16 protein-coding genes and 1 tRNA gene are annotated in these 14,932 nt (G+C 64.4%); 5 read left to right on the forward strand and 12 right to left on the reverse strand.

Features of this window, described 5'->3' with window-relative positions:
• The first annotated feature begins 88 nt into the window (after positions 1-88).
• The 3 genes from GNH96_RS03310 to pgl all read left to right on the forward strand — a co-directional run bounded on the left by GNH96_RS03310 (position 89) and on the right by pgl (position 3,157).
• A complete protein-coding gene (locus tag GNH96_RS03310) occupies positions 89-676 on the forward strand; it encodes a septal ring lytic transglycosylase RlpA family protein (RefSeq protein WP_228719994.1) in 588 nt (195 codons plus the stop codon).
• Between the two features lie 277 nt (positions 677-953).
• Positions 954-2,438, forward strand: a complete 1,485-nt coding sequence (gene zwf / locus GNH96_RS03315) for a glucose-6-phosphate dehydrogenase (RefSeq protein ID WP_169602260.1) — start codon at positions 954-956, stop codon at positions 2,436-2,438.
• Between the two features lie 11 nt (positions 2,439-2,449).
• Positions 2,450-3,157: a 6-phosphogluconolactonase gene (pgl, locus tag GNH96_RS03320; protein WP_169602262.1), complete on the forward strand. Its 708-nt coding sequence runs from the start codon at positions 2,450-2,452 to the stop codon at positions 3,155-3,157.
• Positions 3,158-3,159: 2 nt separating this feature from the next.
• Here pgl and GNH96_RS03325 read toward each other — a convergent pair whose 3' ends face one another.
• The 4 genes from GNH96_RS03325 to GNH96_RS03340 form a co-directional block, all read right to left on the reverse strand.
• Entirely contained in the window at positions 3,160-3,762 is a 603-nt protein-coding gene (locus GNH96_RS03325; RefSeq protein WP_169602264.1) for an IMPACT family protein, read from the reverse strand.
• Positions 3,763-3,792: 30 nt separating this feature from the next.
• The gene (locus GNH96_RS03330; RefSeq protein ID WP_169602266.1) at positions 3,793-4,761 is read right to left on the reverse strand and encodes a 2-hydroxyacid dehydrogenase; all 969 of its coding nucleotides are present in this window, start codon (positions 4,759-4,761) and stop codon (positions 3,793-3,795) included.
• Between the two features lie 14 nt (positions 4,762-4,775).
• A complete protein-coding gene (locus GNH96_RS03335) occupies positions 4,776-5,654 on the reverse strand; it encodes a DMT family transporter (RefSeq protein WP_169602268.1) in 879 nt (292 codons plus the stop codon).
• A gap of 243 nt (positions 5,655-5,897) precedes the next feature.
• Positions 5,898-6,608, reverse strand: coding sequence for a urate hydroxylase PuuD (locus GNH96_RS03340; protein ID WP_169602270.1), 711 nt, complete (start codon positions 6,606-6,608; stop codon positions 5,898-5,900).
• A gap of 112 nt (positions 6,609-6,720) precedes the next feature.
• On the opposite strand from GNH96_RS03340, the gene GNH96_RS03345 reads away from it, so the two are divergent.
• Both GNH96_RS03345 and GNH96_RS03350 read left to right on the forward strand, forming a co-directional pair.
• Positions 6,721-7,092, forward strand: coding sequence for a hypothetical protein (locus GNH96_RS03345; RefSeq protein ID WP_169602272.1), 372 nt, complete (start codon positions 6,721-6,723; stop codon positions 7,090-7,092).
• Positions 7,093-7,331: 239 nt separating this feature from the next.
• A complete protein-coding gene (locus GNH96_RS03350) occupies positions 7,332-8,141 on the forward strand; it encodes a GlcG/HbpS family heme-binding protein (protein WP_169602273.1) in 810 nt (269 codons plus the stop codon).
• A gap of 114 nt (positions 8,142-8,255) precedes the next feature.
• On the opposite strand, the gene GNH96_RS03355 is transcribed toward GNH96_RS03350, so the two are convergent.
• From GNH96_RS03355 to rsxB, 8 genes are all read right to left on the reverse strand, one after another.
• Positions 8,256-9,314 (reverse strand): AraC family transcriptional regulator, encoded by a 1,059-nt coding sequence (locus GNH96_RS03355; RefSeq protein ID WP_169602275.1) that lies wholly within the window; start codon positions 9,312-9,314, stop codon positions 8,256-8,258.
• A gap of 308 nt (positions 9,315-9,622) precedes the next feature.
• Positions 9,623-9,698, reverse strand: a tRNA-Thr gene (locus tag GNH96_RS03360).
• Positions 9,699-9,804: 106 nt separating this feature from the next.
• On the reverse strand, positions 9,805-10,446 hold the full coding sequence (gene nth, locus GNH96_RS03365) for an endonuclease III (RefSeq protein WP_169602277.1): 642 nt from the start codon (positions 10,444-10,446) through the stop codon (positions 9,805-9,807).
• Entirely contained in the window at positions 10,443-11,147 is a 705-nt protein-coding gene (locus tag GNH96_RS03370; protein ID WP_169602279.1) for an electron transport complex subunit E, read from the reverse strand. Before GNH96_RS03370 ends, nth begins: the two co-directional genes overlap by 4 nt.
• Positions 11,144-11,785: an electron transport complex subunit RsxG gene (gene rsxG / locus GNH96_RS03375; protein WP_169602281.1), complete on the reverse strand. Its 642-nt coding sequence runs from the start codon at positions 11,783-11,785 to the stop codon at positions 11,144-11,146. Before rsxG ends, GNH96_RS03370 begins: the two co-directional genes overlap by 4 nt.
• The gene (gene rsxD / locus GNH96_RS03380; RefSeq protein ID WP_169602283.1) at positions 11,782-12,813 is read right to left on the reverse strand and encodes an electron transport complex subunit RsxD; all 1,032 of its coding nucleotides are present in this window, start codon (positions 12,811-12,813) and stop codon (positions 11,782-11,784) included. Before rsxD ends, rsxG begins: the two co-directional genes overlap by 4 nt.
• Before the next feature lie 3 nt (positions 12,814-12,816).
• Positions 12,817-14,391 (reverse strand): electron transport complex subunit RsxC, encoded by a 1,575-nt coding sequence (gene rsxC, locus GNH96_RS03385; RefSeq protein ID WP_228719995.1) that lies wholly within the window; start codon positions 14,389-14,391, stop codon positions 12,817-12,819.
• Positions 14,388-14,924 carry an electron transport complex subunit RsxB gene (gene rsxB / locus GNH96_RS03390; RefSeq protein WP_169602285.1) on the reverse strand — a complete coding sequence of 179 codons (537 nt, stop codon included), beginning with the start codon at positions 14,922-14,924 and terminating at the stop codon, positions 14,388-14,390. The genes rsxC and rsxB overlap by 4 nt, the downstream gene beginning before the upstream one ends.
• Between the last annotated feature and the right edge of the window lie 8 nt (positions 14,925-14,932).

A 14,932-nucleotide genomic window follows, 5' to 3' on the forward strand; every position in this document is an offset into this window, starting at 1 on the left:
CGACAAGACCGAATCGCGTCTTCCTCGAAGGCGCGGCGGATCAGCGGGATAGGAAGGAGAGGCGTGGTCACGATTCTTGCTTGGGATTATGGAAATCGGCGCGGAAACGCCGATTTCGTTCCTGTCAGTCCTGGGTTTCGAATCGATAGCGATGGTCGTCAAGGGAAACTTCTGCAATTTCCGGCACCCGCTCGGACGGGTGTTGTTACGGGGTGTTCGTTCGGGCCTGGGGGCGGTGATCTTGCTCTCGGGTTGCGCGACTCATATCGATCATGGCAAATCCGTGGTGCGATCCGAAGCGCCGTCCTATGCCACGCCTCGCCATGGCGCCGCTTACAATCGGGCCTACCGTGTCAAGGGCCGGACCTATTACCCTCTGGCCAGTGCCAAGGGGTACCGGGAGCGGGGGACGGCCTCTTGGTATGGCGAAGAGTCCGGTAACCGAACCGCCATGGGGACACGTTTCAACCCTCATGGCTTGAGCGCTGCCCACCGCACGCTGCCCTTACCCACGCGGGTGAGGGTCACCAATCTCAGCAACCGGCGCTCCATCGTTCTCGTCGTAAACGACCGCGGCCCTTTCGTCGGCGGGCGCCTGATCGACCTCTCGCACGGCGCCGCAAAGGCGCTCCGCCTGAGCGGTCTCGGGCGCGTCGAGGTTGAGGCATTGGACTGAGCTTGGCGGGGTCCCGCTTCGCTTGAGTCTCACCGCGATTTCATGGTTCCATAACACGTGTCGGTCCCGCCAGGGCCTACCGCCGATCAGTCCTTGGTATGGATCCGAGGACTCGCGGGCCAAATATCAGTGTGAGCGGGCTTCGGCACGCGAAGATGGCTGACTGAAATCGGTTTCCGCAAACGATCCCCAAGCCCGGAAACGGTGGGGTGACCGCTGCGGTCGCATGCCTCCCGAACTGTCTCCCATCCTCTGAGGTTCAAGGAAAGGAGGTTCCATGACTTTGCCTCAACCCCCCCAAGCGCTTCCCTGCCATTTCGTCATCTTCGGGGCCACGGGTGATTTGTCCGCATTCAAGCTGCTTCCCGCGCTCTATCGTTTAGAGGCCGGCGGCCGCTTGCCGGCCGGGATGTCCATTATTGCCCTGGGTCGGCGGCCCTGGAGCGGGGATGAATGGCACCGGCATCTGGAGAACAGCATCCGAAGACGGACGGGCGAACAGTTCAATGCCCGCGTCTACCGACGTTTCGCCGAGCGTTTCGCCTATCTCGCGGGCGATTTACACGACCCGGCGTTGTACCAGGCTCTGAGCGACAAGCTCTGCGCTGACCAGACCTGCGCCGACACCGTGTTCTATCTGTCCATCAAGCCCTCGGATTTCGGCGCCGTCATCAAGCAGCTCGAGCTGGCCGGGCTGAACCGCCCGCGGGGCCTGCACCGGATCGTGGTGGAAAAGCCCTTCGGCGAGGACATCGAAAGTGCGCGGTTGCTGAACCGCCTGCTGCACGAGTCCTTCGACGAGGAGCAGATCTATCGGATCGATCACTATTTGGGCAAGGAAACCGTACAGAATCTCCTGGTTTTCCGGTTCGCCAATACCCTGATCGAACCACTATGGAACCGCAATTACATCGACCACGTGCAGATTTCCGTGGCGGAACAGGCGGGCGTCGCGACCCGCGCCGATTACTACGACAAAGCCGGTGCGCTGCGGGACATGCTGCAGAACCATTTGCTCCAGTTGCTCACACTGGTGGCGATGGAGCCGCCGCCGGCGCTGGAGGCCGATGCCCTGCGCGACGAAAAGGTGAAGGTGCTGCGGTCGATCCGTCCCATACCCGAACAATCGATTCACGCCCATGCCTTCCGGGCGCAGTACGGCGCCGGTTCGATCGACGGCGTCGCGGTGCCCGGGTATCAGGAGGAGCCCGGCGTGGCGCCTGGCTCCATTGCGGAGACCTTCGTCACCGCCAAATTCTATGTCGACAACTGGCGCTGGCGCGGGGTGCCTTTCTATCTGCGCACCGGCAAGCGCCTTGCGCGGCAGCTTTCGCTCATCGCGATCCGCTTCCGCCATCCGCCCCAGCAACTGTTCCGGGAAACGCCGCTGGAATTCATCGAACCCAATTGGGTCTTGCTTTCCCTGCAACCCTCGGAGAGCATGCATATCGAGTTGCACTCCAAGCAGCCAGGACTCGGCATGGATACCCGGGTCATCCGCCTCGATGCTTCGTACCGCCGCGGCCGCGAGAAGACGCTCGAGGCCTATGAGACGCTGCTGCTCGATGTCATGGAAGGCGACCGTTCGCTGTTTCTCCGCTTCGACGAAGTGGAATGGGCCTGGCGGGTGGTCGATCCCATCCTCAGGCATTGGACGCGGCAGCGCGATTTCATCCACGCGTATCCGGCGGGTTCGTGGGGGCCGCCGGAAGCGGACCGGCTGTTCGACAAACTCGAACAAACCTGGCGCAACCAGCTATGAGGGCAAGCCCGATGTACCCGAGACAACAGAAGCGCTGGCATGTCTACCCCACGGCGGAAGACTTCGAAATTCGGGTGGTGCGGGGGATATTGCGGATGGCCCGGGAGGCCATAGCGGTCCGTGGCGCCTTTTGCATCGTGCTGGCCGGCGGCAAGACGCCGGCGCCCATTTACCGGCGGCTGGCGGCGGCAAGAATGGAAGCGGAATGGAGCAAGTGGCATGTCTACTGGGGCGATGAGCTTTGTCTCCCCGCGGATGATCCGGCGAGGAACTCCGTCATCGCCCGCCGCGCGTGGCTCGACGACAGCCCGATTCCGGCCGCCCAGATCCACCCCATTCCCGCGGAGTTCGGACCTCAAGGCGGCGCCGAGCGCTATGCGGAAGTGGTCGCGGGCGTGGACGAATTCGATCTTACCTTGCTCGGTTTGGGCGAAGACGGCCATACCGCCAGCCTGTTTCCGGGCCGCGACTGGGGTGCCGATCCGGACAGCGCCGAGGTTCTGGCGGTGACGGATGCGCCGGGGGCGTGCGCCGAGCGCGTCAGCCTCAGCGCCAACCGTTTGAGCCGGAGCCGCGAGGTGGTTTTTCTGGCGACCGGCTTCGGCAAGTTCAGCGCGGTTCAGCGCTGGCGCTGCGGGGAACCCTTGCCGGCAGCGGCGATCACGCCGGCATGCGGCGTGGACATCTGTCTGACGCTGGATGCGTTCGACTTCGCCTGAGATCAAGGTTCGACCAAGGAGAATTGCCCGCGCGTGGCATCCCGCAGATCCCCCCGGAATCGCTCCACGGCGCTTTCCAGCAGGCTGAATGTGACCCGCAGGCCTTGTTCCGTGTAGGTCTCTTTCCGCTCGTCCACGCCGAGCGAATCCAGCAGGCGATAAAGCGAGCCCATGTGCTCGAACGGTACTTCGACCATGATTTCGGTCCGCGGCAGCTCCTCCTGCCGCTCGGCGGTGCGCAGCGCCTCCGCAGCCGCACCGCCGTAGGCCCGAACCAGTCCGCCCGCCCCCAGCTTGGTGCCGCCGAAATAGCGGATCACCCCGACGACCACGTGATCGAGCCCCTGGCCCTCGATGGCCCGGAGGATGGGCTGGCCGGCGGTGCCGCCGGGTTCGCCGCCGTCGCTGAAGCGGTACTGATCGTCGATCCGGTAGGCCCAGCACAGATGTGAGGCGTCGGGGTGCCTGGCCAGCACGGTCTTGAGAAACGCAAGGCCCTGTTCCGGGGTATCGGCCCGCGCACCATAGGCGAGGAACAGCGAGCCCTTCACTTCGATCTGATGCTCGGCCGCGTTTTTCAGGGTAAAGAAACCCCGTCCGCTCATGTGTTCGTCCTCATTTTCCGGGGGGCCAAATCAATAGCCTCGCAGGAGGTCGACCCGGTACGGCATCGGTTCCCCATGGGCGGCGGCGTTGAGCATTTTCGCCAGCTCGGCGATCCGGGCCGGTTCCTTTTCCTCCGACCAGCCGGCCCGGTGTGGACTCATCACCACGTTGTCCAGTTCATGGAAGGGGAATGCGGAGGGTGGATGCGGCAAACCCTCCTTACGCTCGGCGGCAGAAGGGTAGCGGTACCAGACGTCGATCCCGGCCGCATAGATGCGCCGGGCCCGCAATGTCCGATAAAGCGCCGCTTCCTCGACGATGGCGCCCCGCGCCACGTTCACCATGACGGCATTCGCCGGCAGCAGCTCCAGTTCGCGCTCCCCGATCATGCCTTCCGTTTCGTGGGTATGCGGCAGGCAGACGATGAAGGCCGTAGCCTGCGGCAAGAGCGCGGGCAGGTCGGCGATGGCGTGTTCTTCATCGGCCGGTCCGGGACTGCGCCGCACGCCGACGACCCGCATGCCGAGGCCCCGGCAGGCCAAGGCGATACGCCGTCCGATGCGGCCGTAGCCCAGGATCAGGGCCAGGCCGCCATCCAGCATCACCGAGCCGGGCACGTCCGGAGGCTCGCCCGACCAATAGCCCCGGCGGAACCGCTGGTCGTAGGGGACGATCCGCTTGGCGGCGGCCAGGAGCAGGGCCACCGCCATTTCCGCGGTCGGCCCGATATTGTAGGGCAGGTTGTGCAGGGCGATGCGCGGAAATCTCCGCATGAGATCGAGCGTCGCCAGCGGCACGCCCACCCACGGTACGATCACCGCGCGCAGACGCGGATGGCCCGCCAGGTCCTCGGCCGTCGGCTCCCCTGTCACCAGGATGTCGAAGTCGGGCTTCGACCGGCATTCGCCCGTACTCAGGCGAATGCCGGGTTCGAGGCGACTTTGCAGGTCCGCCCAGGACTCTGGTGCGGTTTCGTGGTTCAGATGAACTTTCAGCATCCCATCGCCCGTTCTCAGGCCTCTTGCGCCACTCGCCGCTCGGCCCACTGGTGCAGCAACAGCGCCGCGAGGATCAGGGCGGTGCCGCCGACGATCCTGAGCGACAAGGGCTCGTCGTTCAGGACATGGCCCAGGTACAAGGCCAGCACCGGTGAGATCAGGCTGATCATCGCCACCCGCGTCGCCGACAAATGGCTCAGCACATAATAATAGAGCGCGAACCCGACCGTCGTGGCGACCGCGCCGAGATAGGCGATGGCGGCGATGCTGGTGGTGGGCAGCAGCTCCGGCCATTGGCCGTCGACCAGCGCCCAGGTCAGCAGATAGGCCGGCAAGGCGATCATCAATCCGCCGGCCACCGTCGTCAGGGCCGGCAGCTTGGCATCCATGCGCTTGATGCCGACCGCGCTGAGGCATTGCAGGAAGGCCGACAGCAGCACGCCTATGATGCCGTAGACCCCGTGCGGCCCCAGCTCCAAGGCAGAACCGAAGAGGGCCGCAAGTCCGGCCAGTCCCAGCAGGTAGCCGGACAGCTTGGCCCAGGTGAGGCTGCGTTCGCCCAGCAGGGCCGCGGCCATCAGCGCCGTGAGCAGGGGCGACAGCCCGAACACGACCGAGATCCAGCCCGAAGGAATGAACTGGGAGGCCCAGTACACGGCGAGCATCGCTCCGTAAACCTGGATCGACGCCAGGAGGTAGGTGCGGACCGCTTTCCGGTGCCAGGGGATGCGGCGCCGCAGCACGAGCATGAGCAGCAGCACGCACAGCGTGCCGATGGCCATGCGGCCGGTGACGCCGAACAGATAGCCCGGCCCTTCCCCGCTCCATTTGATGGCGAGCGGGGTTGTGGCCCAGAGCAGGATGACGCTCAGGTAAGCGACGGGAACGCTCATTTCACACCTCCCGGACGGAAAAAATCAAAAGGCCGCAGATTCGTGGGAACCTGCGGCCTCTTTTGCGAAAACGCCTGTAATCAGACGACTCTCTATGGAACCCCGCAGGCAAGCGCCAGCCATCGCATCGGCTTGCGCCCAAGATGCGCAAAGCTCACGAAGTCGAAGGGTTTCAGCGAAAGTTTCATGGGTCCGATTCTCGCCGTTGCTTGCCGGTCAAGTCAAGCGCCCTGGCCAATGGGCTCAGGTCAGGACTTCCAGGATGACGAACAGAACCACCGTGAGGCCGAATCCACAGCCGATCACGCCGGGCACACTGGCCATCGGGCCGAGGATGCCGGCGGGCGGCAGCTTGAACTTGTTGCATTGGGGGCAGCGGACCAGTGCCTTGTAGACGGCGTTGTATTCCAGCACCATGACCGCGAGGAAAATCGCCAGGAACGCGACCACGGCGAAGCCGCCGTGCGGATAATGGCCGGAGGCGCCCATGAAAAACAGCATCGGCACCGAGAACATCACGTTGCTGCGCGAGGCCACCCCCGCCGCCGCCAGCGCGTCGGCCGCGCCCGGCAGCGGCTCGCCGCCCGCCGCCACGCCTTCGGCGGAGGCGATGACGATCTTCTGGTTGGGCCAGATCACCAGCCACACGTTCAGGAACATCAAGGTGCCGAGCAGGGCGCCGACATAGATGTCGATGGACATCCCGCCACCCCGGACTCCCATGATGGCGATGCCGGTCAGGAAGGTCGCCATCGCCCCCCAGCGGAACCACCACAGCGCCCTGGGCGCCAGCTTGCGCAGTACGTCCGACTTGGCGCCGGCGTCCGCTTCCTTCATGTATTCGGTCTGGACGAAGTTGAAATAATAGAGCAGCCCGATCCAGGTGATGCCGCCCAGAAAATGCCCCCAACGCAACAGCATTTCGATGCCGGCTTTGGTCGTGATGATTTCCATGTTTTCCTCCTCAAGGGTTGTTATTGGCGTTGTAGTATGGTGTGGTGGACGGTGGCTGCCGGGATAAGCGGAAGCGCGGACTACAGGATTTGTCAATATCTGTGTCGCCGTCATGCTCAAGGTACTGCAGGCGCTGCAAGCTGTGAAGCATTTCTTGGAGGCCGCGCTGTCCAGCGCATACTTGTTGTTCATTGAGTTATCGCGAGGCAAGAGCCGTGAAAGCGAGGTCCCTTTGGGCAGCGGTTTCCGGCGGTCGCCCGAAAGCGTTGCGACGGTGCGCAACGCGAAGGGGGCGACCGGGCACACCTGGATGTCCGAATACGCCGTCAACCGGGAGCCGGATCGCAGCCGCCCCCTCAGGCTTGCCGATGCATTCCGCATCGACCAGAAATCCTGGAAGACCGTTAGCGAGCAGGCCGGGAAATCCCTCGAGGAAAATTCCGATATGGCGGATATCGGCGGCGGGCTCATGGCGGGACACTGACGGCCGCCGCTATCGCTCGCATCCCGCAACGCAAGTTTCAGGTCCTTCCGGGGCAAGGGAGAGCGCAGCGGATTGGAGTGTGCGGAATTTTCTCCATCGGAATGCACTATTGTCCAAGAAAATCAGGCGTTTTATGCTTAGGCTTCGGCAGCCGGATGTCGAAGCCGGTGCTGGTCATGGTTTTCGTCTCCCGTGACCGGCAGTTCATCCATCCAAGAAAAGGTAACCACGGAGATTCCATGTTCAACGTCAAACAAATCTGCGGGGCCATGACCGGCCTCCTTCTTTCTTCGAGTGCCGCCTGGGCCGCGACTTGCGCCGACCTGGAAAAGCAGGGGCTGACCTACGACAACATGAAATCCACGATCAGCAGCGTCGTATCGCTCGATAACGGCGGTTTGGGCTTCCCGATGTGGCTGACGTTGGTCGACGGCAGCGGTACCATCTGCAACGTCACCAATTCGCTGAGCGCATCGCAGGACGTGACGGCCGACATCTGGCTGGGCAGCCGCAACATCTCGGCCCAGAAAGCCAATGCCGCCAACGCTTTCAGCACCGGCGACCTCGCTCTGTCGACCGCCAACCTGTACACCGCGACCCAGCCCAGCGGCAGCCTCTACGGCCTGCAGGCCAGCAATCCGATCGACGCGACCTTGTCTTACAGCGGCAACCCCCTCAAATTCGGCGCCAAGAACGATCCGCTGAAGGGCAAACGCATCGGTGGCATCAACGTGTTCGGCGGTGGGCTCGCGCTCTATAATTCCGCCAAGCAGAAGGTCGGCGCGATCGGCGTTTCGGGCGACACGTCTTGCACCGACCATGTCGTGGCCTGGAAGGTGCGTGAATTGCTGGCGGGTGGCGCCTTCGCCGTCAAGAATGTCCCGGCCGGCGTTTCTCCCGGTAACAACGATGCGATGATTCAGGACATCGTCAATGACAAGGGCATCGGCAACCAGGCCAGCATAAGCGGATTCGGGCATCCGACCTGCATCAACAATCCAGGACCGGGTGTGAACGCCGGTTCGATCTATGGTCCGGCTCAACAATAAGCCAACGGCGAAAGCCGGTTTTGCTGCGCAAAAAACGCCGACGAGTGTCGGCGTTTTTTGTGTTTTCTGCTTTTTTTCCAGAAAACGCTTGAAACTTGGAGAAAGCAGCCCCGGTCATGGCGGTCGGTCGCCGCCCCCTTCAATGATGCCAGGCGTTGCCGATGGCTGCAGCCGGTCGAACGGATCAACGGCGGAACCGGTCATGTGTTCCCCCGCCTTGAAGGTGCCTGGCGTTTCGCCGAACCGGCGCCGAAACAGCCGGTTGAAATAGGACAGGTCGTTGAATCCGGCGGCAAAAGCGATCTCGCCGATGCGAAGGTGCCGATGGTCCGGGTCGCAAAGCAATCGGCGCGCCCGCTCCAGCCGCAGGCGGTTGACCATTTCAGTGAAGCTCTCGCCGGTTTCTGCAATCAGATCATGGAGATACCGTTCGGAAATGCCCAAGGCTTGCGCCGCCGTGGTCACCGACAGATGGGGCTGGTGATGGTTGTCCAGCAGGTATTTTTTCAATGTCGCCAAGCGCGCCGCGCGCAAGCCGCAAAGCCTGGCCTCGTGTTCGGCCTCTCGGGTCGGCCCCAGCAGCAAGGCGAGCAGGTCCAGGACGTGGTTGCCGGCAAGCTGGGAGAGCCGGGAATCCTCGGCAACCGGCGGGGTATTGCCCAGCAGCATCAGATACTGCGACAGCAATCGCAGCGGCGCCTGATCCGCATGGAGCGCGCCGATACAGCGCTCCGCATTGGGCGCCTTAGGCAGCATGGCCTCGCGGGGGATGACCAGATTCAGACTCTCGCAATACCGGCCGGCCGGTGGAATGAGCGAGGCTTCAAACGGCTTGCCGTACGAAAAGCCGGTGGCGCTGAAGCCGTCCAGCACCGTTCTTTCTTTGTGGCGCAAGGTTTCGCTGCGTCCGCTCAGGTTGATGTGGAAGCTGAACCCGTCGAAGCCGTCCCGTTCGATCCAGCGGCGGGACCGGGTAAAAGTCGCCGCGCTGAACGATCCTTTATAGGCGTCGATACACCCTAAAGGCAGCCATTCGACTCTTCCGAAAAAAGGGCGCCGGTCGACATGGACGACATCGACCGCCCCCGGTCCGCCGGAGGCCGTCTCCCGCCAGAGATCGAAGCGATCGCGTTCCGGCAGTTCGTTGCTGCAAAAAACGAGTTGGCTGCCCACATTGACTCCTGTTCCAACGATGTCCGGCTCCCGAGCAAAATGGAACCGCACGGTAGTGAAATGGTGCTGCCCAGATTGCTTGATTGTCCATCAAAAAGGGTGCCAGTCCAGGGCAATTCCCCTATGTGGTTATGTCTGCTCTCGCCTTTGGGAGTTGGCGATTCGCTGGTGGTCGTTGCGCTTGATGCCGGTTCTGAAATTGCCCGGTGAGTCACCCAACCGCCGCCGAAACGAGCGGTGGAAGGCCACGATTCGGCGACGCAAGTAATCGGGAAGTCGCGGAAAATCGCCTTGAGCGATCGAATTGATGGAGCTGGTGACAGGATTCGAACCCGCGACCGGCTGATTACAAATCAGCTGCTCTACCGACTGAGCTACACCAGCGTGAGATGAGGACTTGATACCTTGCCGGAGACCGGGTGACAGATTCCCGCAGCGTGCAAATTATACCGCCGGGGAGCATGGCGCGAAACTCCGAGCCGGAGGGCGGTCAGTCGGGTGGCGCGGTCTTGTCCGGATACTCGCACAGGTCGGCGATGGGGCATTGCGGGCATTTGGGTTTGCGGGCGGTGCAGGTATAGCGGCCGTGCAAGATGAGGAGGTGGTGGGCATCCTTCAGGAACTCGCGAGGGGTATGCTTCTCCAGCGCTTTTTCCACTGCAAGCACCGTCTTGCCCGGCGCCAGGCCGGTGCGGTTGGCGACGCGGAAGATGTGGGTGTCGACCGCGATGGTGTGCTCGCCGAAGGCGGTGTTGAGAATCACGTTGGCGGTCTTGCGGCCCACGCCGGGCAGGGCTTCCAGCGCTTCGCGGTCTCGCGGCACTTCGCCGCCGTGGCGTTCGATCAGGCGCTTGCACAGGCCGATGATGTTCTTGGCCTTGCTGTTGAACAGCCCGATGGTCTTGATGTATTCACGTAAGCCTTCTTCCCCCAGGGCAAGGATGGCCTCCGGCGTATTGGCGACGGGAAAGAGCTTCGCGGTGGCCTTGTTGACGCCCTTGTCGGTGGCTTGGGCGGAGAGGACGACGGCGACAAGCAGTTCGAAGGGGGTGCTATAGCGCAGTTCGGTGGTCGGCGCAGGGATGGCGGCGGCGAGGCGTTCGAAGATCCGCCTTCGCTTGTTCGCGTTCATGCTTTCCGGGCGGCGGTGGGTTCGAACGATACGGGCTGGCTAGCTGCGACTTGGATTCGCGCCTTGGCGCGGGCATCGAGCAGGTTTTTCAGCGCAATGATGAGTCCCAGTCCGATGAAGGCGCCGGGTGGCAGGATGGCCAGCAGGAAGCCGTCGTAGTTCTCGATGATCCGTATGCTCCAGTTGCGGGCGGCTTCGCCGAACATCAGTTCGGCCCGGTTCAACAGGGCGCCGGTGCCGACGATTTCGCGGAAGGCGCCGAGCGCGACCAGTGCCGCGGTGAATCCCAATCCCATGAACAAGCCGTCCAGGACGGCGCGGTCGACCGTGTTCTTGGAGGCGAAGGCTTCGGCGCGGCCGATGATGGCGCAGTTGGTGACGATCAGCGGGATGAAGATGCCGAGGATCTTGTACAGGTCGTGGAAGAACGCGCTCATCAGCAGCTCGATGACGGTGACGTTGGCGGCGATGACCAGCACGAACACCGGCAGGCGTACTTCCGTGGTGATGCGGTTGCGGATCAGCGAAACCACGCCGTTGGAGAATACCAGGGCGACGGTGGTGGCCAGCCCTAGCCCCAAGCTGTTGACCACGGTGCTGCTGACGGCGAGCAGCGGGCACAGTCCGAGCAGGGCGACCAGGGCCTGGTTGTTGTGCCAGAGCCCGTCCAGGATGATCTTGCGGTAGGGGCCGAGGTTCATGGGGCGTCCTCCTGTTGCGGCGCCGGAGCGAACAGTATTTCACGGTGGTCGCGGAAGAATTGCAGCGTCCTGCGCACGGCTTTGACGACGGCGCGGGGCGTGATGGTGGCGCCGGTGAACTGGTCGAAGTCGCCGCCGTCCTTCTTCACGCCCCAGCGCGGTTCGGGCGGATCGAGCAAGGAGAGGCCGGCGAACCGGTGGATCCAGTCCGATTTGTTTTCGTCGATGGGGTCGCCGAGCCCGGGGGTTTCCTTGTGGCTCAACACCCGCACGCCGGCCAGGCTGCCGTCGTAGCGGATGGCGACCAGCAGGCGGATGGGGCCGTTGTAGCCGTCCGGCGCGAAGGGCGATAACACGGCGGTGACCGGCTGCCCGGACTTGCGGGCTCGGTAGACCGGTACCGCCTGGCGGGTGCCGAGCAGCGGATCGGCGATCTCGATGGCATCCGCCAGCGGGTCGTTGTCGAAGGCTTCCGGCGGCACCAGCGATTCGATGGAATGCAGCAGGGTGGCGCGCTCGTTGGCTTCGATCAGCGGTTCGGTATGGCGGTAGACCGTGGATACCAGGCCGGTGCCTGCGACCGAAAATACGCCGAGGATGAAGGCGGCGACGATGACGGGGTGCTGTTTCAGGTTCATCCGGGATGCCCGTAAACCCGGGGGCGGGTGTAATGGTCGATGGTCGGCGCGGCCAGGTTGAGCAGCAGCACCGCGAAGGCGACGCCATCCGGGTAACCGCCCCAGGAGCGGATCACGAAGACCAGGCCGCCGATCAGCGCGCCATAGATCAGCCGGCCTTTCGGCGTGGTCGAGGCCGTCACCGGGTCGGTGGCGATGAAGAAGGCACCGAGCATGGTCGCGCCGGCGAAGAGATGGAAGAGCGGGGTCGGGTAGGTTTGAGGCTCCAGCAGGTAGAAACCCAGGCTCAATCCGCCCAGTGCAGCCAGGAAGCCCGCCGGGATCTGCCAGGCGATCAGCCCGCGGCGCAGCAGCCAAAGGCCGCCGGCGAGATAGCCCAGGTTCACCCATTGCCAGCCCTTGCCGGCGAGAGCGCCGAACAGCGGGCCGGACTGGACTTCATCCATCGTCCGGCCCAGGCCGAGCTGGGTCTTGAGGGTATCCAGCGGCGTCGCCATCGCCAGCGCGTCGAAACTCGAGCCTGCCGGCCCCGCGCGATGGGCGATTGCGCTCCAGGCATCCAGCAGGCCCAGGGGGGTAGCCGCGAGGTCGGTCGGTGGCAGCCAGGCGGTCATTGGTTTCGGGAAGGAGATGAGCAAAACGGCATAGCCGACCATGGCCGGATTGAACGGGTTGTAGCCCAGGCCGCCGTAGAGCTGCTTGCCGATGACGATGGCGAACAGCGCCCCGAAGACGCTAATCCACCAGGGCGCGATGGGCGGCAGCGATACCGCCAGCAGGGCCGCGGTCAGCACGGCGCTCCAGTCGGACAGGCCGGCGCGGCTGGGCTGGGCGCGCAGGCGCAGCATGGCGGATTCGGTCAGCAGGGCAGTGGCGATCGCCAGCGCGAGGTTGATCAGCACGCCGGGGCCGAACTGCCAGAGCTGGGCGGCGATGCCGGGCGCCATCGCCACCAGTACCCATTGCATGATGCGGCGGGTGCTGGCGGTTGGCGCGAGGTGGGGCGCGGGGGCGGTATTGAAGCGCATGGTCTAGTTCTCGGCCGGTTCCCGTGCCGGGGGCGATTCGTCAGGCGCGGCGTCCGCGGTTGGCGCGGATTCGGGCGGGCGTTTGCGGGCTTTGGCGCGGGCGATGGCGTCCTGGATCTCGGAAGCGTCCGGTTTGGCCAAGGCCGCTTTCTTGCGTTGAGCGGCCTCGGCACGTTCCTGCTTCTCGCGCTCCTTGCGGGCTTGCCGGGCCTCGAAGCGCTCGCGGGCATGGTCGGCCTTGAAGCGTTCGCGCTGCTTGGCCACGAGTTCGCTCTTCGCGGCGCGGAAATACTGCACCAGAGGAATATGGCTGGGGCAGACGTAGTCGCAGCAGCCGCATTCGATGCAGTCGGCCAGATGGTATTCCTCGGCCCGCTGCAGATTGTCCGCGCGGCTGTACCAGTAGAGCTGCTGAGGCAGCAGGTTGATCGGGCAGGCATCGGCGCAGGCGCCGCAGCGGATGCAGGGGAGGGCCTGTTTCGGGCCGGTGGTTTCGCTGCGGCCGGTCACCAGCACGCAGTTGGCGGCCTTGACCAGGGGCAGCGCGTCGGAGGGGAGGGAGATTCCCATCATCGGCCCGCCCAGGATCAATCGCTCGGCCGTGCCGGTATAACCACCGCTGTAGCGGACCAGATCGGCGATGGGGGTGCCGATGCGGGTCAGCCAGTTGCCCGGATGCTTGATGCCTTTGCCTGTGACGGTGACGATGCGCTCGATCAGCGGTTCGCCCCGGGCCACCGCCCGGAACACCGCCGCCGCCGTGCCCACGTTCTGGCAGATCACGCCGGCATCGGCCGGGATGCCGCGGGTCGGCACTTCGCGGCCGGTGAGGATGCGGATGAGCTGCTTCTCGCCACCGCTGGGATAGATCGCCGGCACGGTGATGATGTCGATGCCCGCGTAGTGTCCTGTCTGTTGGACTTCCCGCAGGGCGCGGATGGCTTCCGGCATGTCGTCCTCGATGCCGAGCAGGCATCGCTCCACGCCCACTACCCGCATCAGGATACGCGCGCCTTCCAGCACCTCCTGCGGAAAATTCCGCAGCAGGCTGTCGTCGCAAGTGATGTAGGGTTCGCATTCGGCGCCGTTGAGGATCAAGGTGTCGATCGCGCGGTGGCCGGGATCGGTCTTGACCGCGGTCGAAAAGGCCGCGCCGCCGAGTCCGACAATGCCGGCCTCGAAGATGATCCGGCGCAGTTCGTCCGGCGCGAGTTGGCGGTAATCGCGCCGTTCCTCGGGAGCTGGCGCGAGGTCTTCCCCATCGGTGTCGATCACGATGGCCAAGTCGGCGAGGCCGGAAGGGTGCGGCAGCGGGCGCGGCTCGATGGCGCTGACGATCCCTGAGCTGGAGGCATGGATCGGCGGATTCATCGGCCCATCGCCACGGGCGATGACCTGGCCTTTGCGGACGTGGTCGCCGACCTGCACCACCGCCTCCGCGTTCTGCCCGCCGCGCTGCTGCAGCGGGAAGATCAGCCGCGGCGGGACCGGAGCCGTCGCCAGTGGGGCGAGGCTGGAGTCCTCTTTGTGGGCGTCCAGGTGCAGGCCGCCGTGAAACCGGTGTAGCGTGAACATCATGGGGTCCCGTCGGGCTTGGGCCAGCGCCAGGTGCCGAGGTTGTCCCGGACCGGCTCCATCACGATGCAGTCGACCGGGCAGGGCGCCAGGCAAAGTTCGCAGCCGGTGCACTCCGAGGCGATGACGGTGTGCATCAGCTTGGCTGCGCCGAGGATGGCATCGACCGGGCAGGCCTGGATGCATAGGGTGCAGCCGATGCACTTGGTCTCATCGATGACGGCGACGCTCTTCGGTTTCTCGGCGCTGTGTTCGCCGCTTAGCGGTTTGGGCTCGACCCCGAGCAGGTCGGCCAGCGCCTGGACGCCGTCCTCGCCCCCCGGCGGACACTGGTTGATGTCGGCTTCGCCCTTGGCGATGGCCTCGGCGTAAGGGCGGCAGCCGGGGAAGCCGCACTGGCCGCACTGGGTCTGCGGCAGTACGGCATCGATCTGGTCGACCAGTGGGTTGCCTTCGACCTTGAAGCGGCGCGAGGCATAGCCCAGCAGCGCGCCGAACAGGGTGAACACTACGCAGACCGCGAGAAACGCCAACATCTTCGGCC

Origin of the sequence: Methylococcus geothermalis, assembly GCF_012769535.1 — a bacterium.
Classification (GTDB): domain Bacteria; phylum Pseudomonadota; class Gammaproteobacteria; order Methylococcales; family Methylococcaceae; genus Methylococcus; species Methylococcus geothermalis.